Origin of the sequence: Pseudomonas sp. W3I7 (genome assembly GCF_030816095.1) — a bacterium.
Taxonomy (GTDB): Bacteria; Pseudomonadota; Gammaproteobacteria; order Pseudomonadales; family Pseudomonadaceae; genus Aquipseudomonas; species Aquipseudomonas salomonii.
This window is the reverse complement of sequence record NZ_JAUSXP010000001.1, coordinates 4,988,502-5,013,224: the sequence shown is the minus strand read 5'-3', so window position 1 is coordinate 5,013,224 and position 24,723 is coordinate 4,988,502. Positions and strand designations below refer to the sequence as shown.

The 24,723-nt window shown below is 60.6% G+C and carries 15 protein-coding genes; 8 read left to right on the top strand and 7 right to left on the bottom strand.

Translation table 11 applies throughout. The features are described from left to right. The first annotated feature begins 255 nt into the window (after nt 1-255). Nucleotides 256-2,592, top strand: coding sequence for a bifunctional diguanylate cyclase/phosphodiesterase (locus tag QF043_RS23160; RefSeq protein ID WP_307420319.1), 2,337 nt, complete (start codon nt 256-258; stop codon nt 2,590-2,592). Between the two features lie 254 nt (nt 2,593-2,846). Here QF043_RS23160 and QF043_RS23155 read toward each other — a convergent pair whose 3' ends face one another. Next, a complete protein-coding gene (locus tag QF043_RS23155) occupies nt 2,847-5,264 on the bottom strand; it encodes a glucose/quinate/shikimate family membrane-bound PQQ-dependent dehydrogenase (protein ID WP_307420318.1) in 2,418 nt (805 codons plus the stop codon). 472 nt (nt 5,265-5,736) lie between these two features. Next, nucleotides 5,737-7,755 (bottom strand): TonB-dependent receptor, encoded by a 2,019-nt coding sequence (locus QF043_RS23150; RefSeq protein WP_307420317.1) that lies wholly within the window; start codon nt 7,753-7,755, stop codon nt 5,737-5,739. 204 nt (nt 7,756-7,959) lie between these two features. Here QF043_RS23150 and QF043_RS23145 point away from each other — a divergent pair, with 204 nt between their 5' ends. Further along, the gene (locus QF043_RS23145; protein ID WP_305458036.1) at nt 7,960-8,193 is read left to right on the top strand and encodes a VF530 family protein; all 234 of its coding nucleotides are present in this window, start codon (nt 7,960-7,962) and stop codon (nt 8,191-8,193) included. Between the two features lie 4 nt (nt 8,194-8,197). Further along, on the top strand, nt 8,198-8,821 hold the full coding sequence (locus QF043_RS23140; protein WP_307420316.1) for a Pr6Pr family membrane protein: 624 nt from the start codon (nt 8,198-8,200) through the stop codon (nt 8,819-8,821). 57 nt (nt 8,822-8,878) lie between these two features. Here QF043_RS23140 and QF043_RS23135 read toward each other — a convergent pair whose 3' ends face one another. Together QF043_RS23135 and QF043_RS23130 are read right to left on the bottom strand one after the other, a co-directional pair. Beyond that, nucleotides 8,879-9,646, bottom strand: a complete 768-nt coding sequence (locus tag QF043_RS23135) for a siderophore-interacting protein (protein WP_307420314.1) — start codon at nt 9,644-9,646, stop codon at nt 8,879-8,881. Further along, nucleotides 9,643-10,152 (bottom strand): PadR family transcriptional regulator, encoded by a 510-nt coding sequence (locus tag QF043_RS23130; RefSeq protein WP_307420313.1) that lies wholly within the window; start codon nt 10,150-10,152, stop codon nt 9,643-9,645. Before QF043_RS23130 ends, QF043_RS23135 begins: the two co-directional genes overlap by 4 nt. Before the next feature lie 484 nt (nt 10,153-10,636). Between QF043_RS23130 and QF043_RS23125 the strand changes: the two genes are divergently transcribed. The 5 genes from QF043_RS23125 (at nt 10,637) to QF043_RS23105 (ending at nt 16,334) form a co-directional block, all read left to right on the top strand. After that, nucleotides 10,637-11,134, top strand: coding sequence for a CS1 type fimbrial major subunit (locus QF043_RS23125; protein WP_032877593.1), 498 nt, complete (start codon nt 10,637-10,639; stop codon nt 11,132-11,134). 108 nt (nt 11,135-11,242) lie between these two features. Then, the gene (locus tag QF043_RS23120) at nt 11,243-13,765 is read left to right on the top strand and encodes a CS1-pili formation C-terminal domain-containing protein (RefSeq protein ID WP_307420312.1); all 2,523 of its coding nucleotides are present in this window, start codon (nt 11,243-11,245) and stop codon (nt 13,763-13,765) included. Nucleotides 13,766-13,795: 30 nt separating this feature from the next. Next, the gene (locus QF043_RS30865) at nt 13,796-15,028 is read left to right on the top strand and encodes a hypothetical protein (protein WP_373460724.1); all 1,233 of its coding nucleotides are present in this window, start codon (nt 13,796-13,798) and stop codon (nt 15,026-15,028) included. A gap of 59 nt (nt 15,029-15,087) precedes the next feature. Next, entirely contained in the window at nt 15,088-15,846 is a 759-nt protein-coding gene (locus QF043_RS23110) for a molecular chaperone (RefSeq protein WP_307420308.1), read from the top strand. A gap of 5 nt (nt 15,847-15,851) precedes the next feature. Further along, on the top strand, nt 15,852-16,334 hold the full coding sequence (locus QF043_RS23105; RefSeq protein WP_307420307.1) for a CS1 type fimbrial major subunit: 483 nt from the start codon (nt 15,852-15,854) through the stop codon (nt 16,332-16,334). A gap of 47 nt (nt 16,335-16,381) precedes the next feature. On the opposite strand, the gene QF043_RS23100 is transcribed toward QF043_RS23105, so the two are convergent. The 3 genes from QF043_RS23100 to QF043_RS23090 form a co-directional block, all read right to left on the bottom strand. Then, nucleotides 16,382-16,609, bottom strand: a complete 228-nt coding sequence (locus tag QF043_RS23100; protein ID WP_307420306.1) for a hypothetical protein — start codon at nt 16,607-16,609, stop codon at nt 16,382-16,384. Nucleotides 16,610-16,619: 10 nt separating this feature from the next. Next, a complete protein-coding gene (locus tag QF043_RS23095; RefSeq protein ID WP_307420305.1) occupies nt 16,620-21,464 on the bottom strand; it encodes a hypothetical protein in 4,845 nt (1,614 codons plus the stop codon). Between the two features lie 130 nt (nt 21,465-21,594). Continuing rightward, the gene (locus tag QF043_RS23090) at nt 21,595-24,693 is read right to left on the bottom strand and encodes a transglycosylase domain-containing protein (RefSeq protein ID WP_307420304.1); all 3,099 of its coding nucleotides are present in this window, start codon (nt 24,691-24,693) and stop codon (nt 21,595-21,597) included. Nucleotides 24,694-24,723: the final 30 nt, after the last annotated feature.

The window sequence follows — 24,723 nt, the reverse complement described above, 5'->3', positions numbered from 1 at the left end:
GGACTGAAATTGCCAGAAAGTGCGTATTCGTTTGTATGATTTTTAGGTTTAAAGTCAACGCGACGTCGCCAATAATATGACAGTCTGCTTTCATCTTTCATTGGGTTTACTTATTCAAAGTCCCAGCTAATCTTCAACCACCCACTTTCCAACACACACTGGAATTTTTTGACGCCAGGTCAGCCGTCGCCAAGGATGCGTATGACAAAAGGACGCAGTGGCACAGAGAGGCGAGCGCGGCCGCAGGGTCCGGCCATGCAGTGGCGCCACACGTTCCAGACCCGTATCGCCGGGGTGCTGGCGCTGTTGTTGCTGGTGGTGGTGGCGGCCACTTACTTTGCGGTCAAGGCTGCCACCACCCGCGCCGTGGAAAACCAGGCTCAGGTTCAGCTCGACACGGGCATCCAAGTTTTTGAGCGCCTGTTGGAACTGCGCGGGCGCCGCCTGCAATACGGGTTGGACTGGCTGACCGTGGACGGTCCTTTCAAACAAGCGGTGATCGACGCCAAGGCCGATTCGATCCTGGCTGCATTGCGCCGGCATGGCACCGGGATCCACTCCACCGAGGTGTTTGTGCTCGGCCTGGATGGCAAGGTGATGGTCAGCACCTTGCCGGTGTTGCTACAGGGCGAACTGTTTCCTTATGCACAGGCCCTGCGTCATGCGCGGCGCAGTGGCCAGCAAATGCTCATTGTCGCCATGGACGGCCAGCCCTATTTACTGGTGCAGGACGAAGTGCTCGACCCGCAGCCTATCGCCCGCGTGGTCATGGGCTTGCCCATGGACAAGCTGTTCGCCAATGAACTGCGCTCCATGAGCAACCTTGAAGTGTCGTTCCTCAGTGAGCAGGACGGCCGCGTCGGCCAGCTGTTCAGCACTCAGCCGGAGGCCTATCAAGACACCGTCATCAGCCTGATGCGCGACAGCCACCCCAACCCTGAGGCGCAGATCAATGGGTTCCACGGGCAACGTGTACTGAGCCAGGTGCTGCCGCTGGCCAACACCGGCGATGGTGATCAAGTGCGCGTGTTGCTGCAAAGCCCGCTGGATCATGCGCTGGAATCCTTTGCGCCGCTGGACCGGCAGTTCCTCGGGATTGCCTTGGCGGTGCTGCTGGTGTCGCTGGTGGCCGCATTGTTTTTGGCACGGCGTGTGTCGCGCCCGCTCACTGCCTTGGTGCAGGCCGCTGAACGCATTGGTGCCGGTGACTACCGCACGCCGGTGCGGGTGCGCAGCCACGATGAATTCGGCTTGCTGGCCCGCGCCTTCAACGCCATGCAAAACGGCATCGCTGTGCGCGAACGGCAACTGGCGCATAACGCCCTGCATGATCCGCTCACCGGCTTGCCCAACCGCGCCCTGGCCATGGAGCGCCTGGGCAGTGCGATCAGTGCGCGGCGGCCGGTGGTGTTGCTGTACCTGGGGATCGAAAACTACCGGGTGATCAACGAAGGCTTCGGCCCTCAGGGCGTCGAAGAAATGCTGCGTGAAGCCAGCCGCTGCCTGTCCATGAGCCTGTTGGCCAGCGACACCGCGGCGCGCATCGCCGGCAGTGAGTTTTTGCTGTTGCTGGAAAACACCGAGATCGACCGCGCCGTAGCCCGTGCCGACCGCCTTTACGGGCTGCTTACTGAGCCCCAACGCATTGGCAACGACGAGGTGCGCCATGAAGTCAGCATCGGCATTGCCGCGTACCCCGCCGACGGCCAGCAGGTCGAAGAGTTGATCAGCCGCGCGGCCATTGCCCGGCATGATGCGGCGAGCCTGCCGGGGCATTTGCAGATCTACCAGCAAGACCGCGACCTTGCACACCAGCGCCAGATCACCCTGATCCGCGACCTGCGCCGGGCGGTGGTCGAGGGCGAATTGTTCCTGTGTTACCAGCCCAAACTCGACCTCAAGCACGGCCACGTGCGCCAGGCTGAAGCCTTGTTGCGCTGGCAGCACCCGACCCTGGGCCAGGTCTCGCCCACCGAATTCATTCCTTTGGCCGAGCGCACCGGCAGCATGGGCAGCCTGACCTTGTGGGCGATTGAGGAAGCGATCCGGCAAATGGCCGAGTGGTCGCAGCGCGGTTTGCCTATTCAGCTTTCGGTGAATATTTCGGTGGACGACCTGGCCGATGATGACTTGGCCGTTCGCGTCACGGCCTTGTTGATGCAATACGACGTGGCGGCTGAGCAGTTGATTTTCGAGATCACCGAAAGCGCGATCATGCATAACCCGCAACAGGCCCTCAGTGTGCTGGAGCAACTGCGTGGCTGCGGCATCAGCTTGTCGGTGGATGACTTTGGCACCGGCTATTCATCGCTGGCGCAATTGCAGCGTTTGCCGGTGCAGGAATTGAAGATCGACCAGTCGTTTATCCGCAACCTCGACAGCACCAGTGGCGACGGCGTGATCGTGCGTTCGACCATTGAGATGAGCCATAACCTGGGGCTCAAGGTAGTGGCGGAGGGCGTGGAATTCGAGCCCAGTCTGAAGTTGCTCAGGCAGTGGAAGTGCGACACCGCCCAAGGTTATCTAATCAGCCGGCCGTTGAATGCCATGGCGTTCGAGAGGTGGATGCGGCGCGAGCGGGTGGTGTTGTAAATCTTCATCGCCAGGCATTCCTGTGGGAGCTGGCTTGCCTGCGATAGCGGTTGGACAGACACCTGAATGGTGAAGCCGTGCTCGGTCAAAAGGTGGGAACGGGCTTGCTCGCGAATGCGGTGTGTCAGTCACCTGATGCTTTAACTCAAAGACCGCATTCGCAGGCAAGCCAGCTCCCACATTGGATCCCCACAGGGCACAAAAAAGGCGGCTACCCGTGAAGGTAGCCGCCTTTGTTTTACCGCCGGTTCAGCTTAATCCGGCAGTTTGAACGCCATCACATAGTCACCCTGCTTGGTGCCCAGCGAGCCGTGACCGCCGGCCATGACCAGCACGTACTGCTTGCCGTCCTTGCCGGTGTAGGTCATCGGTGTGGTCTGCGCACCTGCAGGCAGGCGGCCTTCCCACAGTTGCTTGCCGTTTTTAACGTCATAGGCACGCAGGTACTGGTCGAGGGTGCCGCTGAGGAACGCGACGCCACTGGCGGTGGTGAACGTACCGCCCAGGCTAGGCACGCCCATGGTCAGCGGGATCGGAACCGGCGAGCTGTCGCGCACGGTGCCGTTCTTGTGCATCCAGATTTTCTGGTGGTTGGTCAGGTCGACCGCCGCCACATAACCCCACGCTGGCGCCTGGCACGGCAGGCCCAAAGGCGACAGCAGTGCTTCGAGGATCACGCCGTACGGCGCGCCTTTGTTTGGCTGCACGCCTTCGGTTTCGCTGACGCGTGGGCCTTGCTTGGCAATGTCGGCCGCCGGGATCAGTTTCGATTTGAACGCCATGTAGCTCGGGTTCACGAAAGCAATCTGACGCACCGGATCAACCGAGATGCCGCCCCAGTCGAACACGCCGAAGTTGCCCGGGTAAACGATCGAGCCTTGCAGCGATGGCGGGGTGAATGGGCCGTCGTAGCGCATGGATTTGAAATCGATACGGCACAGCATCTGGTCAAACGGGGTCACGCCCCACATGTCGCGTTCTTTCAACGGCGGCGGCATGAAGTTGAGGTCGGACTTCGGCTGGGTCGGCGAGGTGTGATCACCGGCCACTGCGCCTTGCGGTACCGGGATTTCGTTGATCGGCACCACCGGCTTGCCGTTGCTGCGGTCCAGCACGTAGATGCTGCCCTGCTTGGTCGACGCCATGACGGCTGGCTTGACGCCGTCAGCGGTCTTGATATCGATCAGCGAAGGCTGGCCGCCCACGTCCATGTCCCACAGGTCATGGTGAGTGAACTGGAAGGTCCACTTCACGTGGCCGCTGTCGATGTCCAGAGCGGTCAGGCCGGCGCTGTATTTTTCCGAATCTTCGGTACGGTCGCCGCCGTATTGGTCAGGCATCTGGTTGCCCATCGGCAGGTAAAGCATGCCGAGTTTTTCGTCGACACTGAACATGGACCACATGTTCGGCGAGTTGCGGGTGTAAGTCTTGCCCTCGGCCAACGGGGTGGTGTCGTCCGGGTTGCCGCTGTCCCAGTTCCACACCAGTTTGCCGGTGTGCACGTCGAACGCACGGATCACGCCGCTAGGCTCGTCGGTGGAGACGTTGTCGGTCACGTGACCGCCGATCACGACCAGGTTCTTGGTCACGGCCGGTGGCGAAGTGGAGTAGTAACCGCCGGGGGCGAAGCTGCCGATGTTGGCACGCAGGTCGACCTGGCCTTTGTCACCGAAGTCTTCGCACATCTTGCCGGTGTCGGCGTCCAGCGCGATCAGACGGGTGTCGGCAGTCGGTACGAAGATGCGTTTCGGGCAGACGGCGCTGACGGGTGCAGTGCTGGCGGTGCCGGTAGGGCTTTGTTCGGAGGCGTAGACGGCGTCATCGTGATACGACACGCCACGGCAGGTCATGTGCGCCCAACCCTTGAAGTTCGCGGCACCCTGGCTGCTGATCTTCGGGTCGAAACGCCAGATTTCCTTGCCGGTGTCCGGGTCCAGGGCAATCACCTGGCTGTGCGGCGTGCACACATAGAGCATGCCGTTGACTTTCAGCGGGGTGTTTTCTGCGGTGGTTTCACCGGGATCGCCTGGGCCAGGGATGTCACCGGTACGGAAGGTCCACGCCGGCACCAGCTTGTGGGCGTTTTCCGGGGTGATCTGCGCCAGTGGCGAGTAACGATCACCGAAGGCCGAGCGGCCATAGGAGTTCCAGTCGCCATCGGCCTGGGCTGGTGCAGCGCTGGCCATGCCAGGCGCGGCGTCGCGGTCCAGTTGGCCGGTCTTGACCATCTCACCGGGGTTGGTGAACTGGCTGGCCAGGGCGGCAGCACCGGCCAGCACCACGGCTACGCTCAGCGCGCCAGTGCCCAGTGGCGCGGGTTGACCACGCAGCAACGGACGGCGAAACCACGGCAGCAGCAAGACGATGCCCAAGGCGAACAGCAGGGCCAGGCGCGGCACCAATTGCCACCAGTCCAGGCCGACCTCCCACAGTGCCCACACGGTACTGGCGAACAGCACCAGCGCGTACAGGCCCAGCGCTGCGCGGCGGTTAGCCAGCAGCAACACGCCGGTGAGGGCGATGCCGATACCGGCCAGCAGGTAGTACAGCGACCCGCCGAGCATGCTCAGCTTGACGCCGCCGGCCAGCAAGGCCAGCCCCATGATCAGCAGCAAGACGCCTAGCAGCCTGGGCAGCAGGCGGCTTGGGCTTGAAGCACCATCAGTGCTCATAGTGTGTTTCTCCGTGACGTTGGAATTATGTAACCCCGTGCTTCACTGTAGATGACGATTCGGCGCGGGCTAGGTTCAGCGTTAATTTGGGTTTTTCTGGGGATAAGTCAGTTATCCACAGGCGGGCGATGGAATCCCACGCGCGGGTCGGTTTAAGACAGCGCTGTCTTCAAGGCAGGGAACATTTGGCAAGATGGGATCGACCGCAGGCGTGAAACGTTTCAGTTTGTTGCGGCAAGGATAAAGCGCCTTCTCGTTTTGAGAAAGCGTAATTAGAGAGATGCATCATTTCAGATCTGGTAACAGTGACAGAACGTCGCTGCAAGAATGCCTGTAGAGCCTAGGGTCTGTGGGAGCTGGCTTGCCTGCGATGCAGACACCTCGGTACATCAGGTACACAGCGTTGATGCCATCGCAGGCACGCCAGCTCCCACAGAAGCCGGCTCACACAGAGGAGTTGCGCTGCTGCTTTCTAGAAGGTAGTGCGCACGCCGAATTGCACGCTGCGCCCAGGCGCCGGTGCTATATCGCGCAGGATCGAGCTGGCATAACGTACGGTCTGGTTAGTGAGGTTTTCGCCATTGACGAACGCCAGCCACTGGCTGCCACCCATAGTGAAGTGGTAACCGGCGCTGGCGCCCAAGGTGGTGTAACCGTCGGTGCCGCTTTCGTTGTCCGGCACACGCCCTTGGCCTGCGGCGTGTTCCACGTCGATCCGCGCTTGCCAGCGGTCCAGCTCCCACAGCAAGCCGCTGTTCAGGCGCAAAGGCGCAATACGTGGCAAGGCTTCGCCAGTGTCCAGGTTGGTGGCGCGGGTGTAATCGCCCGACAGCTCCAGGGCGAACTTGCCGTAGGCGCTTTCGCCGAGTTTCCAGTGATCCTGGGCTTCAAAGCCTGCGAAACGCGCACGCACGCCGGAGTATTTGTACTCAGGGTTACCGCCCGCGTCCTCTTCACCTTCATCGTTCAGCGTGCGCCCTGTGCCCAGCAAACCGATGTAGTTGGAGAAGCGACTGTAGAACACGCCAAAGCTGCCCTTGTGCGTGCCATTGTCAAAGCGCAGTGCCAGGTCGCTGGACACGGCTTTCTCTTTTTTCAGGTTGGCATCACCCAACTCGTAAGTGCCGGTGGCGACGTGGGCGCCGTTGGCATACAGCTCGTAGAAGGTGGGTGCGCGCTCGGTGTAGCCCAGTGTCGCGGCGAGCGACCACACAGGTGTGAGGCTGTACACCGCGCCGGACGACAGGCTGCCGGCGGTAAAGTCATTGGATTTATCGGCACCGGCAAAGCGCGCATTGCCCTTGGCGTTCGGGTCGACATGGGTGTGTTCGACGCGCCCGCCCAGGCTGAGCTTGAGGCGCTCGGTAGCCTGCATCTCTTCGAGAATAAACAGCGCGCCGGCGTTGGTATCGGTCTGCGGCACAAAGGCTTCTTCGCCCAGGGCCGAGAACTCATTGCGCGTCACTTGGGCGCCGACCACGCCATCAAACGGGCCGATTGGCTGGTGGCGCGCTTCAACGCGAGCTTCGTAACCCTTGTTCTTGAAGATCGTGCCGGTTTCGCCGCCTTCGATTTCACGGTGTTCGTAATCGGTGTAGCCCGCGTCGAGTTTCACCGAGGTGAACGGGCCTTGCAGGTTGCGGATCTCGGACGCAAAGGCGTAGTGATCCTGCTTCATGCGGATGCGCACGTCTTGCTCGGCGGGTGAGCCGTAGTTGCTGTCGTAGTTGCTGTAGGACAGCCCGGCATAACCGTCGTCCCAGGTGTAGGAACCGCCGACCGCGCCGCCATCCTGGCGCCCGTCGCTGTTGCCCAGTCGGCCATTTTTGCCGGGGCCGTCTTCGGTCTCGGGGGCATGGCGGCTGCGGGCCTGGCCTGGGATTTTAAGGTCGTTGAATTGCCGCGCGTTTGCGTCCAGGTGCAAGGCGAAGGTGCCGTTGCCGGCTTCCAGTTTGCCTGCGCTGCTGCGGGTGGTGTCGGCACCGCCGTAACGCAGTTCCCCGGCGCCATGGATGCCTTCAATGGCCTCGGTGGGAATGCGGTTGTCGAAGGTGTTGACCACGCCGCCGATGGCGCTGCCGCCGTACAACAGTGCAGCCGGGCCACGCACGATTTCGATGCGGTCGACGTTGATCGGGTCCAGCGGCACGGCGTGATCATAGGACAGCGACGAGGCATCCAGCGCGCCCACGCCGTTGCGCAGAACGCGAATACGGTCGCCATCCTGGCCACGAATGATCGGGCGGCTGGCACCTGGGCCGAAGTACGACGACGACACGCCTGGCTGCTTGTTCAGGGTTTCGCCGAGGCTGCCCTTTTGCTGCAGGGTCAGGTCGTCGCCTTCGAGCACCGTGGTGGGCGAGGCGAGTTGTGCGCTGCCCAGCGGGTTGCCGGTAATGACTTGGGGTTGCAGTTCCAGGGCGTGGGCTTCGGAGCCGATCAGCAGGGCGGCGGCGAGTGGGGTCAAGCGCCACAGAGAAGAGAGGGGCATCAAACATTCCTTGGTAAAAGGCACAGAAAAGAGAAGGCTTAAAACGGTATCGGGCTTGATAAGTATCGTTACAATATAACATCTCTTTTTTGCCTGAAAAGGGGAACTTTTTCCCAAGGGCTATATTCAATGCAGTGCTTCCACCTCTACGTCCCGTCGGCTAAGGTGCGCGGCTGTGTTTCCTCTTTTTGCAAAAGGCCTGGCATGACCGCGACAAACAACGACCCACTTCACGGCGTGACCCTGCAGCACGTGCTCACCACTTTGGTGGAGCACTACGAATGGAGCGGTCTGGCCGAACGCATTGATGTGCGCTGTTTCAAGAGCGACCCCAGCATCAAGTCGAGCCTGACCTTCCTGCGCAAAACACCGTGGGCGCGGGAGAAAGTCGAAGGCTTGTACGTCAAGCTGATGCGTACCAAACGCCCGCTGGATTGAGGCCATGAAGCGGTACGTGGCCACGGCGGCGTTGGCTGGCTGGACAGGGCTGGCGATTCAGCAATACCTGATTTTCTATTCACGCTGGGAGGCCGGCGCGAGCCTGTTGGGCGGGCTGATCAACTTTTTCAGTTTCTTCACGGTGCTGACCAACACCCTGGTGGTCGTGGTGTTGAGCTATGCGCTGATCAATCGCGAGTCGGCGGCGAAGCGCTTCTTCCTGGCGCCTACCGTCAGCAGCGCTATTGCTACGAGCATCGTCGTGGTGAGCCTGGCCTACAACCTTTTACTACGGCACTTGTGGAGCCCCACCGGCTTTCAATTTATCGCCGACGAATTGCTGCACGACGTGCTGCCGGTGCTGTTTGTGATTTATTGGTGGCGGTGTGTGCCCAAAGGCACGTTGCGTTTCAAGCACATTGGCGGGTGGGTGATCTACCCGTTGGTGTACTTCGCGTATGTGCTGCTGCGCGGGCATCTGCTGGGGCAGTATCAGTACCCGTTCATCGATGTGGACAGCCTCGGTTATCCACAGGTGTTCGTGAATGCCGGGGGGATTTTGGCGGGGTTTGTCGGGATTGCGTTGGCGGTGGTGGGGTTGGACAAAGTTCTTAAACGGGCAGCGTAAAAATGTGGGCGCTGGCTTGCCAGCTCCCACATTGGATCTTCAGTGGGCTTGAGGGCTTTACTCTTCTTCGCTGCCTTCTGCACGCCAGTAACCCACGGCCTTGAGGAACTCCTCATTGATCTTGTGCGTGTCCAGCAACACACGGCGCACCTGGCGCGACAGCTTGGTTTCCGTCGCGACAAAGCTGAACAGTGAGCCGCCCGGCAGGCTCAGGTTGCGCACTGTCTCAAGCAGGTCGTCCTGGCCGCGCACTACCCAAATCACCTGCACATCGGCGGCGCTGTTGAGTGGCTGCTGCTCCGCGTTGTTGGCGATTTCAATCACCGCCAACACCTTGCGCCCGGCCGGCAATTCTTCCAGGCGACGGGCGATGGCCGGGATCGCGGTTTCATCACCGATCAGCAAGTAGCTGTCGAAGATATCCGGCACGATCATCGAGCCACGCGGCCCACCGATATACAGGTGCTGGCCGACTTGTACCTGATCGGCCCAGGTGGAGGCAGGGCCATCGCCGTGCAGCACGAAGTCGATATCCAGCTCGCCGATGCTCAGGTCGAAGCGCCGTGGCGTGTAGTCGCGCATGGCCGGTTGCGGGCCGTCGCCCTTGATGTTGAACGTCGGGCTTTCCAGCGCGGCCTGTTCGGCGGCGTTCTGTGGGAACAGCAGCTTGATGTGGTCGTCACTGCCCAGGCTGATAAAACCGGCTAGTTCCGGCCCGCCGAAGGTGACGCGGCGCATGCGTGGGGTGATGTCGACCACCCGCAGTACTTCGAGGCGGCGGCGTTTGATTTCGTGGGTAACGCGATGGATCGCTTGAGTATTCATTGGTTTTTCCCGTCGGCAATGGCTTGAGCGGTGCCGTTGAGCAGCGCCGCGACACGAACGATTTCTTCCGGGCTCCAGCGCCCGTGGTGCGAATGCAAGGCGTGGCGCAGGTTATGCACCGCCTCGTGGATTTGCGGTGGGCGGTCGTGGCCACGCAGCGAGCGCTTGCTGACATCAATGCGCATGCGCACGCCTTCCAGGGCAACGGCTTGCTCGCTTAAGAAGAGACGACCGGCGTCGGTGATTGTGTAGCGTTTTTTTCCATTCTCGGCGTTGCCACTGATCAACTCGCTCTCTTCGAGAAAGGTCAGGGTGGGGTAGATCACGCCGGGGCTGGGGCAGTAGGCGCCGTCGAACAGGCTTTCGATCTGGCGGATCAGGTCGTAGCCGTGGCAAGGCTGCTCGGCGATCAAGGCCGGCAGCAGCAGCTTCAGGTCGCCAGGGGCGAATACCCGCGGGCCGCGGCCGCCGCGTTTTTCAAACTCGCTGCGAGGCTCATGTCGCATGTGTCTATCCTCTGTCATATTTAGATATAACTTAAGATATATCTTTATGTGGCGATAGCCCGAGACGACCAACGGTCGTGAGCAACGTCAACCCGCTCAATTTCGATGGGCCATGAACGATAACGGAAAGTTAGAGTTATAACTTTAATTAGAGCTTATACTCAATCCCGCAGACTGGTGTTCTGGTCTTTGTATATACTTACTTTTGTAATACCGTTCTTACAGTGGCTTCTTATTGCTGCTCTTGTGCTCAAGTAGTCCAATTCTTACGGCTATTTTTAAAGTTTTGGCAAAATGCCATCTTTTTCACACGGTCCCTGTTTACAAGGGCTACGCGCATATTGGAATGCGCCTGCATACCTGTTTTTAGTTTGAGTTGACTATTGTCAGGCATTGCACGGTTCAACTAACCGGCACTGTCATTCGTTGTTTAAGGCTCTCTTTTCGACGAACCCATTACTCTTGTCAACTATAGGTATTGACCATGTTCAAGAAGTTTGCTGTTGCTGTTCCCCTGGCTGTTCTGGCGCTGTCTTCCTCGGTAACCGCTATCGCTGCCGGTGAAGCCAGCCACACCGTCAACCTCAAGGCAAACATCCCGACCACCGTGTTCCACGCCCAGCCGCGTGATCCGAACTGGGGCCGTGACGAGACCATGACCTACAACCTGGTCAGCGGTGAATTGGCTCCCCTGAGCGCCATCTACGACATCAAAAACACCAACGGTTCGGTTGCCGCCTACATCGAAGGTGGCCCGGCGGTGCTGTTCAACGGTGATGCCGCGCAGAACATCCCGGTTACCACCACCCTCAACGGGGTGACCCTGACCGGCACGCCACAGGAAGTGGTCAACGAAGCCGACTCCACCCCAGGTGTGGGGGCGGAAATGCGCATCGCTGCCGCCAAGCCTACGGCGACTCAGCGCGGTGCCTACACCACCACCATTCCGGTGGTGTTCGACGCGGTACTGCCAGCCCTGTGATGCCAATGAGTGCCTGTTAATCACGGGCATTCGCTTGCAGGTCGGCTGATTCCCTCCTCTGTCCGCCGACCTGATTTTTTTATCTCTTGGCATTCAGGGTATCCGTTCATGTTTCCGATGACGCCTATCGCGGCTGCGCTTGCGCTGTTGATGTGTACGAGTGCGCTGGCTGCACCTGCTGCCTCCGGCGCTGCAACCCCTGGCAGCTTGATTACCCAGGCCCAAGGCCTGCCCGCAGGTTTCAGTGATCACTTTTTCGACGTGCCGTTGGCGGTGCGGGTGGACCTTGATCAGCAACTGCTGGGCGAGGCTCTGATCGTGCTGTCACGGGATGATCGCGTGACCTTGCTCGAATTCACCGACACCGGCGACAGCAAAGTCCCGGCCGCTACCCGTGATACCTGGCAAGCCCTGTTGGAAAAAGGCGTGGCCTTGGGCGCCTGCACCCAGGCCTGCCCGGAAAAGATGATCTCGGCGTTCTACAACCTGGAAAACTCCCAGCTCGCGATCCTCACCCAGGACGTCGAACGCAGTGACGACACTCCGCGTTTCTATGACCAGCCCGAAGGCGGCAGCCTGGGGCTGATCATTAACAACCAGCTCAACCTCAACGGCAGCCAGGAAGACAGCCTGGGCGGTCGCTATGGCTTGCAAGCCAGTTCCAGCGTGGGTAACTGGAGCCAGGTGTTCAATTTGCAACTGGCACGCCAGAGTGGCGCCGATGAGCCAATGCGCCATGCCATTCATGAGCTGTACACCCAGCGTGAACTGCAGGGGCAGTTTTTGCGCCTCGGCCATTTCACCCCCAATTCCGATGGCCTGACCCGTCAATTGCGCAGCTTCGGCGCCAGCCCCGATACGGCGCTGGGCCTGATGTATGGCAGTTCCGACAGCCTGGCCATCAACCATTCCAAGCCCAGCGTGTACCCGATCTACGTTACCGCCAACCGCCAGGCGGCGGTGGAGATCTACCGCAACGGCTTGCTGATCAACACCCAGGCGGTGGCAGCCGGCCTGCAAACCCTGGACACCCGGCCACTGCCCGGCGGCATCTATGAAGTGGAAGTGCGCCTGGTGGAAGACGGCCTGACCACCAGCACCACCCAGGAGCTGGTGTACAAGCCCAGTAACTGGCGCAACGCCGAAGACCGCTGGCGCTACAACCTGTTCGCCGGGCGCGAGACCAAGTTGTTCAGCAACTGGGATGAGCAAGCCTCGGGCGCGATGACGGCCGGTGCGTCGCTCAACTATCTGGTACACCCGCGCGTGATCCTTGGCCTGTCGGCCCGCCAGGTGCGCGAGCAACTCCAGTACGGCGGGTCGATGGACTGGACGGTGGCCAATAACACCAGCGTCTATGCCAACCTGTACCAGACCCAGGAACATGGCACCGGCATGGACCTGCAAGGGCTCTACACCTTCGGCGCGACCAACCTGGTGTTCAGCCACAACCGCAGCTGGCTCGACACCCGCGACACCTACGAAACCCTGCCCGACGGTACACGTCTGCGGCGTAATACCTTTGTCGGCGAGGCCAGCAACACCGCGCTGTCGGTCAACCATCGACTGGACGCGAAAAACACCCTCAACATGCGTCTCTCCCACAGCGAGGGCAATGTGGAGGGCGCCGGCCTGGACCTGGGCTGGAGTCGCCAAGACAATCTGTTCGGCAGCGACGCCAACTGGCGCTTCTCGGTGTTCGACCGGCCTGGTAGCGCTGGCACCAACGATGCGCGCAATCGCGGCGTGGACGTGAGCGTCAGCATGAACCTGGGCCGCGATGGCCGGCAGATTTCCGGCAGCATCGGCACCCGTACCGCTCGTAACGGTGGGCGCGACAATAACGCTTCGGTGACCCTGCGCCAGGACCTCACCGACCACGTGCTGCAAAGCGTCTCGGCGACTGCGATCACCGATACCTACGGCGTCGGCCTATCGGGCATGACCAGCTTCAGTACGGACGTGGTCAGCGGTGACGGCTTTATCCAGCGCAGTTCCTTCAATGGTGATTTGAGCGGTGGACTGAACCTCAACAGCACCTTCGTCGCCGGTGCCGGGAAAATGCTCCTGAGCAGCCAGTACCAGGGCAACGGTGCCGGGATGATCATCGACGTGGAGACCGACCTCGACGAAATCGCCCTGCGCGCCGACGACTTGGGCGGTGGCGGCGCCATCTTGCGCCCGGGGCGCAACTACGTGCCGGTGTCGGCCTACAAGAGCAGCAGTGTGAGTTTCGATTTTGAAGGCAATCACCCGCCAGCCGCCAATATCCAGCCGACCCGCACCAGCTATCACCTGAACAAAGGCGGCGTGGACTACCGGAAAATCACCGTGATGAAAACCGTCACCGTGCTCGGCCGGTTGTTGGATGAACGCGGCGCGCCGCTCAAGGGCCATCACGTGATCAACCACGCCAGCCGTGGGGTCAGCGAAGTGGACGGGTTTTTCTCGATGGAAATGAGTTCCAGCGCGCCGACCCTGCTGGTGCGCTACCAGAACCAGTTGCTCTGTCAGTTCCGCCTGGACCCAAGCAATGCACCGAACGAAAACGACGTGTTGATGATTGGTGACTTGCGTTGCACGCCGGACACCTTGGCGGAAGCCACCGTTAAAGGCGAAACCGCCAGTTGACGGGGTTTGAATAATGGAGCCGGAGATTTTATGAGAGTTATCGCAGCGTTAAAACGCACCATCGGGCCGTGTACGCTGGCGGTGGTGTTGGGGTCGTTCAGCCAGCCAGCGCTGGCCATCGTGGAGGATATTACCGCAGTCTTTCGCCCTGACCCCTCTAACCCCATGAGCAATAAATTTACTAACACCACGCCGCAAAGTGGGTTGTGCCCCTGGCACGTTCCGGCCCGATGTGAGGCGGTCAATACCTTTAGTATCCGCAACACCGCGTTCCGGGCCTACTCAACCGGACCCATACCAGCCTATCCCGACGACCCGCGCCAGAGTGCCTATTTCAAAGTGCCTTCAGCGTTTCGCGATCTGCAAGTGACCCACCGGGGCACCGGCAGAGTGGAAACGGTACAGATGCGAATGGCGGGTATCGGTGGCCGCTGGAATGCTCCTGTATCGGCTTGGTTTACAGCGGACTCGTCATGGAACCGCTACTGGTACGGGGCGCCCCCGCCGTGTATGCCGATCAATTACATTGCGGCATCGACCAGCTTCGCGCTGTTTTTCTGGATCGTGCCTGAAAACGCCGGGGCTTGCAGTGTGACCAACGGTTATGCCATTGAGCGCATGAGCTACACCACGCTTGAGTATGGTTATGAACTCAAGACCCCCAACCCGTTGGGGATGGACGCCGGGGTGTATGAGGGGAGCATCACCTACAGCATGGGGCCGGGCGGTGACCTTGATTTCGGTGATGCGATGATCCCGGATGACAACACACTCACCTTCAACTTCACCCTGTCGGTGGAGCACAGCCTCAAGGTTGACCTGCCGCCAGGCGGCAACCGCATCGAATTGCTACCCGAAGGTGGCTGGCAAGCCTGGCTCAATCGCGGGCGCCAACCGACGCGTCTGTTCCGTGACCAGACCTTCGTCATTTCCGCCAGTGGGCGCTTCAAGATGCAGCTCGAATGCAGCCTTGCGGTGGGCAACACCTGTGGCCTGCGCAACGGCGCGGGGGATCAGGTGCCGTTGCAGATGGCTGTCAGCCTGCCATTTGGCATGCAGGACCAGGCCGGGCAAGCCGTCAACAAGCTGCCCCTGCGCCTGGATGGCGTGGGCACCGAGCTGTTCCAGCCGGCGTTTTATGTGAACAACCGCGCAGGAAAACTGCACTTTGAAGTCGAAAACAGCGACGTCAAAGACATGCTCGAGCATCCGGGCAGCACCTATTCGGGCGTGGTCACGGTGATCTGGGATTCAGAAGTCTGAGTGGGCATTGGCCGCATATCAGCCGTTGGCTGGGTTCAATCTATAAGGCGTAATCAAACATGAAACATGCAGTGTTAGCAGTGGGGCTGTTCCTGATGTCGTTGGGCGCTTATGCGGGGCCGGCGATCAATGTCGGGGTGGTCTACGACTATCTGGACGGCGACCGCAGCTCTTACCTCAAGCGGGTCTACAACGGCGGCACCAGTACCGCCTTTATCAAGGTCAATGTGCTGGAGATCGTCTACAACGCCGACGGCACGTCCCGGGAAGTGCCCGTCGCGTCGATGACCGACGCCAAAGGCAGCACCACCAACCGCGACGGCCTGATGGCCAGCCCGGCGCGCCTGATCGTACCGGCCGGCGGGCGCCAGGGCACACGGTTGCTGTACATGGGCCAGCGAGACAAGGAGCGCTATTTCCGCGTGCGCTTCATTCCGGTGGTGCCGGAAAAGGAAGATGACTTTGCTGTCACCGATGCCGAGCGCGCCGAATACAAGGACGCCCTGGCAGCTGGGGTCAACGTCATGGCGGGTTACGGCACGGTGTTCTTTGTGCGCCCGCAAGACACCCGCTTCGACACGCAGATCAGCGAAACCGCCAACCAGTACACCTTGCGCAACGCTGGCAACAGCGTGGTGGTGCTTGATGAGTTCCGCGATTGTGCGGTGGCAAACAAAACCGACTGTGAAGCCACCACCAAACACCACATCCTGCCCGGTCGCCAGTTGGTGCTCGAGAAAAAGCCGGAGCGCCAGTTCAACTTCCAGATGATCGAAGGCCGCCACAAAAAGCCGATGTCGGTCAGCAGTAACGGGTGATGACTATGTTCAAGCAACTGACGGTACTGGCGGTACTGATGGCGCCCGTGCTGATGGGCGAGCGAGCGCTGGCGATCCAGGAGCGCCATAGCTTTGATGTGTCGGTGACCATCCCGATCCACGAAGCTTATGTGTTGCCTTCAGAACCGGATTGGATGGCGCATGACCAAGTGCTGGCCTGGGACCTGGCGACTGCTCGGTTGGGCCGCCTGCGCAAGAACTTCGACGTGAAAAACATCAATGGCGGGGTGACCGCGCGCCTGGGGGATACGCCTTACCTGTTGAGTGGCCGCAACCGTATCGAACTGCAGGTGTTGTTCAACCGGGTGCCGCTGACGCTGGATTCGGCCCAGGTGCTCAGCGCCGATGAGGCACGTGCCGGCCGCCGCGCGGAGCTGGAAATTGCCGCCATCGAACCGGCGGACGGTTACAAGGGCGGCGAGTATTACGGCACGGTGCAGCTGGTGTTTGATTTTCCGGCGCCTTGATCAAGTCCATTTCTTACGGCGCACCGCGCGGTTCAACGCTTCGCGGGTCAGATCTCGCAGCCACTGGTTGTGACGGTATCCCAGCCGCTGTCCAGCAGCATCTGATTCACCAGCCCGTCACCTTCTTCAAGTCTGGCGACTGCGTTGATCAGGTTCGTGTTCACCGTTTCCAGCGCAAGCAGTTCGGGTGGCAATGCCCTCATGCTGATGGAGGAACCATCAGCGTGGGGTGGGGCCGGGTTGTGTCGGCGGTAGCTATTCAAGGTGTTGGTCAAGCACGCGCGTTCAGACCGGAGCCTGGGTGGACGGGCCTGTCGCCGACAGGTCAATAGGGGTTGTTTGCGGTGGTGTAGAGGGAATTCCCAGGCGCTCAAGGCGTGCTGTATGAGCGGGGTTGTGCCTGAGGAAAACGCCTCCTTTGGGTGATACGTATTTCATCCAGGAGTCGATGTGAATGCGGTGCTCAAATGCATAGTTCATTACCTCTGCTTTTGTGATGGGCGTGGTTCTCGGGATTTCCGGTCGCAGGTACAACCTGTCCCAGTCCTGGAGATGTTGGTCGGTGATCTTGCTTCTTACACCCGATGGGAGATTGGCGAGTCTTATTGAGCGGGTCATGCCTGGCTCGGTCAACTTACCGCCCCTCGTAACGTACCTTGCCCACACCGTTGGACTGATACGATGTGCTCTGAAAAAGGCGTCTGCGGCTGCCTCGGTTTCATCACCGAGCCCTACCCAGGTGTTGAAAAGCTCGTCGGTAAACTTTGCGTACCCTTGCGTGGGCGCTGGGCTGAGTCTGGCTAGTCCCGCCGCGTTTATCTCGCCGCTCTGCTTTACAAATTTGTTCCACGTCTTGACTGGGATAGCCCTGCTTCTAAAAAAATCTGCGGGGTTCAGCGTTGTCAGTGGGTTGGCTGACTGGGCATTGGCAACCACGTGAGCGTTCCAATCCCTGAGCGCAACGGCGACTGCACTGTCGGCTTTTGGCCCTCCGCCGGGCACACGGTTCAGCGTGTCCAATGCCCAGTGTTGGTTGGCGAGTTTACGCAGCTTGAACGGCGTGACCCCACCGCGAGGGGTGAGTACCGGGGCCACCAGCCCATGGGGGTCGTAGAGGTTGAACGAATTCTGTATCCGAAACACCTGCTCTTTACCTTGCCCATCGGCGGCGCGGACCAACCATTGGGTGGGGTTGCTGGCCGTGCGATAGATGCCTGTGCCTTCGGAAAGAGACGAGCCGGCCGGAATGCCACCCTTGACCACCAGGGTGGGGGACGCTTGTTGGAAGGCTGTCTCATAGGCCGTCAGGTCGGGCTTGCGCGTGTTTCTCGCGGGCCTGAGCAGCATCTGCAACGGCTTGATACCAATACCGGCAGTGCGTGTGGCTCCGGTGACCGTGGTGGTGGCCGTGGCTAATTCGAACAGGACCTGGTCCTTCGCCCCGCGACGTACAATCAACCCTGCAACGTTTTGCCCCACTTTGCGTAGCGCCTGAACGGTGGTTCTGCCCATCCGGCCCACCCACCTGAAGGCGGAAGAGGTCAGATGCCCGGCCCAGGGGAACCCACCCAGTACAGTCGTGACCACTTCAACGCCGAACATCACTTTGTTAAACGTGGATTGGTAGGCCAACTCCTCGTTGGTCACGCTTTCAGTATCGGTCTTGTCCAGCAAGTACAGGTAGTTCTGCTGGTACAACCCCTCCAGCACATCGCCGGGATGGGCGACCAGGCGATGATTGAGCAAGCGGGTGTTCGCCGGTAAACGTGCCTGCAGGTAAGCCTGCCAGGCCGAAGTGCGCATCAGCTTGATCAGTTCAGCTTCGCTGGCGATTTCCCTGAGCTCCACGCTGTCGGGCGCATGTGGGGTATAGAGCACCCGCATTGCATCGACGGCGGTGGAGAGTATCAAAACCCCGTTCACAGTCTGCCCACCGCGCCCCTCGGGAGCGTCACTGGCGGGATTGAACATCAGGGCATTGGCGATGATTGCCTGCCCGTCGACTGGTTGACGGGCCTTGGGGTCTGTAGCGGCGAGCACTGCCGCGATCCAGGCGGCGCCCTTCTTTTGAGCGGGGTCACTGGCCAATACTGTGCTGTAGGCATCCGGACTCAAGCGGGCCAACAAGGCCGCATAGTCCAGGGTCGCCGCCTGGCTCGCCATCCAGGCGTTTTTCACGGCTGTCCTGGTCTGGGGTGCGAGGTGTTTTTTGAGGATGTTCTCGGTGTACTCGTGGCCGATATTCAGTTCTTTGACCCACAGTTCGAGGCGTTCCTTGTCCAAGGTGATGACTTTACCTTGGGCGTCACGCAGCCAGTTGCCCTGCGCGGTAGTCAGGTTGGCTTCCAACGTGTCGTCTTCTGTCCAGGATAAGCTCCTGCTCCATGGCTTGTTGTTTTGCAGCAGCAGGTTGGTCAGGCTTACGCGACTGGGCACCACTTGTTCATGCACTGAGCCAAAACCGGCACCGGCACTGATACGGGTTCGCGTGGTACGGATGACCATCGTCTGGTCCGGGTCAATGACCTGTGCGGGATAGTCTGGCAGGAACGCGCGTATCTTCAGCCGCACCTGTTGCCTGGCATACTCGGCCAGCGTGGGAATCAGCGCGCTCCATTGTGTGCTCAGGTCGTGCTGTTTCTCGTCGGCGGTGCGCAGTTGGTCTTGCAGCGCCTTCTGGTCCGCTGGGCTCAGGCGCTTTTCCCAGTCCGGCCGCCAATGCTCCAGCAGCCTTTGGTTGCGTGCCACAAAGGCCTCTGCCATGTCCAACAGCTCGACCAGTTCTACACGGCCATTGCTCTGGGGATCCGGTTCCCCTTCGGCCAGGCCCAGGATGGCTTCGATGTCAGACTGCTGCTTGTCCAGTAACGCTTGAATGCTGTCGGCGACAAAATCACTTTCTATCGGTGCAAAGGTGTTGCGCAGGTCGCTGCCCCATAACCCGGTTTTGCCCCGCAGTACCAACAGCGGCAAGCTGGCGATCAATAATCTGCCCGTGTCATCAGCGGTATCGATGCGCACCTTCAGGGTGTCGTGCAGTGTTTGCAGGTTGGCAAATTCTTCAAAGCCCTGGCTCGGGGTATACAGCACAACCGTGCCCGCTAACGCCCTGTGGGTGCTGAGGTTTTTGTGCCCGTAGGGCCAGTGGGGAAGTACCGGGCGGGAGTCGTCGCTGGAGGTCAGGACGAAGCTGCCGGCCAGGCGTACACCCTCTGCGTCACCGGTGTTCAGTGTTAATTGATACACGCCTGGTCGGTTTCCGTGGCTGAAGCGGGCTTCACGTCGGGCCAGGGTCGGGTAGTGCAGCGCGTGATCAATCAGCCGTTTGGCCTGCGGGCTCAACGTATTGTCGGCCATACCCAGGCGCGCCTGTACATCCAGGGCTTGACGGTGTACCTCTATCAGCCTGGCTTGTGGGCAGGCCAACTCAGGCGCTATGGGCGTATGCCAGTAAGTGGTGATGTGTGCGGTCAATTTGGCCAGCAGGGTCTGCGCCAGGGCCGTCAGTGTTCCGGTATAGGGGATCTGGTCGGCAGCGCTGAAAGCCGTGGCGCTGCTGAAGACGCCTTCGGTGTGGTGCGCTTGTTCCTGGGGTTCATCTTCCCAGCGCAGTAAAGCGCAAAGCGCCTCCAACATGCTTTGCGAAGATTCAAAATGGCGCTGGCCGTCGCTGTCGGTGCGGTAGCGGTTGACATGAAAAGCGGTCTCGTGGGCCTGTTGTGGGAAGGTCTCCTTGAGCAGGGCTGACAACACGCCCTCCAGCGAAGGGTGTTTGTCTAGGGCCAGTACGTATTCGATCTGCTGGTTGAGTGAGTGCCAAAGCTGTATCAACTGCGCCTGCTGTTCAGGGTCCGGCGGGGTGTGGGCGAGGGCGGGCAGGGTCATTGGGTCTACCGGTGCAGGCACGCGGGCGCTCAAGCTCGGGCTGCCTTTGAGCGGCAGTGCCAGGGTGGCACTCAGCGCGGTCGCCAGGGTTTCAAACGTGGTAGGGAGGGCGCTGAAGGCTTGGTCGATATCGGCCTCTTGCTGGTCACGCTGGGCTTGCAGGCACGCATTGAAGACAGGGCCGGTGATCGGCGTGTAGCGCAAGTTCTGCCCACTGCGTAACCCTTCATCGACAAGGTGCCGTTGGGTGAGTGCGACGTTGGTGAGCAGCCGGCTTTTTTCGGCACCCGCCACCAAGCGTCTGCGCAGAGTGTTCTCCATGACGGAGAAATGCTCGAATACTTCCACCCCAAATTGCGGGGTGTAAAGGACAGTCGGCCGGCTCCCGTGTAATCGCTCGGTGAGCACGAAGCAGCCGTTCAGTGCCGCCGACCATTCGGGCAGGCCCGTTGAGTACAGGGTGATCGCCACCACCTGCGGCCGTGTGGCGGTGCCCGAGGTTTCATGGTGCACCAGGTTGTCGATCAACTGCCGGCCCTCGGTGTGCATCTTCAGGTGGGCCTTGGCTGCGGTAACGTCCGCCAGGGCTTGAGTGTCCGTGGGTTTTTTCTGCAACGCCTGCTCGGCCTGTGTGACCTCTTGCAGTGCGTCGTGGGTTTTCAGGTCTGACTCAAGCACAAACACTACGCGTTGTTTCTGACTGATGGCCTCAAACACGCTCAGGGCGCCGGTGAGTGTCTGGGCAGACGTCCAGAACACGTCGAGCCTGCGCGAGTACAAAGCCAGGCTGTCATGGCGCAGGTTGCTGATCAGTTGATTGAAGGCCGTGACCTCAAGGGCCGTTATGTCGCCGTCGCGGCCAGCGTCGTGGGCGCTTGCGTAGAAGCCCACTGCCTGCGTGACTACGCCGGTTTGTGGCTCTTTGGTGTGTTCGGTCGGTTTTTTGCCGGTGGCAATAGCCTCTTGCAGAACCTGGGTCAGGCTACGCGTTCGGGTGACACGGGGCTGCCGTGCGGGGCTGTCCTGGGCGTCCGTGACCTGAGCGTCGTACTCATACTCGTTGAGAAACACCGCATCGGGATCCAGCGGGGTGCCGGGTACGAGGTTGGCCAGCGCCTGGCGCAAATGGGCGGCCATCAGCGTGGCGAAGTCCGGCTGGGCATCGAGCAGATGCTCGATGGCGGTGAGACAGACCGGCAACCGGCGTAACAGGTCTTCGGTTGGGGGCAGTGGAAGTGAAGACATAACCTGGGTTTCCTGTAGCAATAGGGTGAGGGCACCCACGTGAATCGAACAATCGACTCGACCTACACTACTTATCCCGGGTAACGGGGCGGCCATACATAACCACTGCATGGGCTTTTCATCTCTGCATTCAACCGAGGTGTGGACTAGCCACGGGCTGGCACAACGTCTGGCTGCCCGGCTTCAAGTACGGCAGCAAAAGCGGCGCCATGCCTTTGAGCACTTGTACGGGAAGCGCCGAGGTGAATTTGAAGTTTTGTGCCGAGCTGCCCGGCACAAAGGCGGTGAGCGTGCCGAAGTGCCGGTCACCGATATAGAACACAAAGGTGGCGGTGCGGTTGATCGCCTTGGAACTGAGCACCCGCCCACCGGTGCCGATGGCTTCGATACGGTTGTCGCCGGTGCCAGTCTTGCCGCCCATGGCCAGCGGTGCGCCGTCGTCCAGCTTGAAACTGCCGGCCACACGTTTGGCCGTACCGGCATCCACCACCTGGGACAAGGCCCCGCGCAGTGCTCGCGCCACTTCGAGCGGCATCACCCGTTTGCCTTCGGCGGGGTCGTTGATCACTTGGGTTTCATACGGTGTATCAGCGGCAAAGTGCAGGCTGTCAATGCGCACCACTCGCGCACGCACGCCGTCGTTGAGGATGATCCCCATCAATTCCGCGAGCGCCGCCGGGCGATCGCCGGAGCTGCCGATGGCCGTGGCCAGGGAGGGCACCAGATGGTCGAACGGATAGCCCACCGCCTGCCAGCGCTGATGAATATCGAGGAAGGCTTCGACCTCGAGCATGGTCCGGATACGACTGTCGCGGGCGCTCTGATGACGGCTCTTGAACAGCCAGCTGTAGACTTCCTGGCGCTCGAACTGGCTGGCTTTGACCACCTCACTGAAGGTTGCCTCGGGATGATTGAGCAGGTAGCCCATCAGCCACAGGTCCAGAGGGTGCACCTTGGCGATATAGCCCTGGTCGGGCAGGTCGTAGTTGCCGGGGCCGTAAGCGTTGTAGAGATTTTGCAGGCGCTCATCGGTGAGTTTCTCATTGGTTTTGATGCCGTTCAGGTGCGCGCGCACGAACAGCTCGAAGCTGTCCTGGCTGGCGTTGGGCAACAAGTAACGGTGCACGGCGGCCAGGCGGATCGGTGTGGGGCGCAGGCCGTCGAGGAAGGTGTCGAGGCGCGCCTGGGTGTCTTTCTTCTGGTACTTCTTCCAGAACTTGCGCAGGAACGTCGTGCCTTCGCGGTCGGCGAAGTCGGCCAGGTATTCCTGGCGGCGCGGGTTACTGTCGTCCTTGAGCAACTCGGCGCTGTTGTTGGCGCCCGAATAGGTGCTGAAGCGCACCAGGTCACGCATCAGGCGAATGAACGGCAGGTTGATCGACTCACGCAATGCATCGCGCAAGGTCGGGTTGCGGCCGTTGTCTTCGTTACGGAAATTGTGGAAGTGGTGCAGGCCGCCACCGGTGAAAAAACCTTCGTTGGGGCTGGCCGAATAAGTGCGGTTGAGGGCAGCGTCGAGCATGTTGGCCAAGTATTTATCCGGAGTCTGGATCAGGTAGTCGACGGCCCAGCGGCTGATGCGGTCCTGTTCGGCGATGTCGACTTTCTTCAGTGCGGCGCTCGTTTGGGCGGCGTACTTGTCGTGCAGCTCGGTGATGATTTGCAGGTAGGTGGTCAGCACTCGCAGCTTGGCCGTGGAGCCTAGCTCGAGTTTGCTGCCTTCGTTGATATCGAAGGGCTGGTCGGTGTTGTCGGTTTGTACACGTACCCGTGAGCCATCCGGTGTCAGCTCGAACAGGGTGAAGCTGTAACGCACCTGGGATGTGCTGGCGGGCGTCAGCAGGCGTTCGCCGAGCACGCCGACCTGGCGTGCGTAGTCCGGCTCGGCGAGGCGTTTGAGGTAATCGGTGACCTGAGCCTGCAACGGCGCTTGCAGAGTGCTGGTGGCCGAGAGATCGAGGCGGTCCAGATCATACAGCGGGCGGTCGAGCAGGGCGGCGAGGCGAGCGCGGGCCATGCTGATGCCTTTGGTCGTCTCGATGGGTTGCATTGTGGGTTGTTGCACCCAGTCGCGATAACTGAGCTTGGATGTCAGTGCTGCCTGCAACAGCGCAGGGGCAATCACACCGTTGTGGGCCAGCAGTCGCAGATGGCTGTCGGTGAGTTGGGCCAGCTCTTCACGACCTTTGGCCAGGTAGTGAGAAGGGCGGCGCTGGGCAATGATCAACGACAACACCTGACGCAGGGCCAGACCTTGCTCGCTATTTACCGGGCCGACCAGCGCCTGGTTGACCTGGTTGAAGTCGGCGCCGTACCACACTCGCAGCCCCTCGGCCAAACCGTGCACTTCGCCATGGCCGGGCACTGCCGACAGCGGCACGCTGTTGAGGTAGTCACGCAGGATATTCTGCCGCGCCGGTAAGGTTTGTGGCCCATTGCGATAGGCCCGCACGGCGGCAGAAAACATCTGTCGCAGTTTCTCGGTGCCCGACACGGTCAGGCCATCCGGAGAATGGCGGTATTTTTCCAGCTGCGTGGCCAAGGTGCTGCCGCCGGCACTCTGTCCCGGCAGATGCAGGGCCTTTGCCACTTGCGACCACGCGGCGTTGGCAAAGCGCGGCCAGTCAACGGCAGGGTTGGCCTGGGGTTGAGTGGGGTCGAGCAGGTCGCGGTTTTCAATAAACAGCAGGCTGCTGATGACCAGAGGCGGAATGGCGTCGAAGCGCTCATACAACTGTTGCGGGTACTTGTACTGGTAAAGCGGCTCGGCTCGGCAATCCGTGATGGACAGCCCGGCCTGGATCTTTTCCGCGTAGGGCACGAACAGGCCCTTGGCGCTGTAGTCCATCAATTGCGGCGAAAAGCGTGCCTGGGCCTCGATCACATAACCACGCTTGAGCAAGCGCGGCAGGAACGTGCCCAGGTCGCTGTAACCCAGGCGCCGGTCGAATGGGCCGGCACCGGGATAGGTGATGGCATCGCTGGGGCCGGGTTGTACCTGGTAGGTGAGGGTACGGGCCAGGCGGCTGAGTTCCTGGGCCTGCAGGCGTGAAGTGCGCATCTCTTGGGTGGCGGCAAACCCCAAGGCCACCAGCGCCATCAGTACGATCAACCAGAACAGCCGCCGTACATAACGGGGCCGGGGTTTATTTTGGGGTAAAGGCGCTGGGTCCGGACTGCCTTGTAGTTTCGCAGCCTTGCTTGATTCGGTTTGCCACAGTGCGCCCATAGTCGATTGACCCCTGCACGCAGATTGATC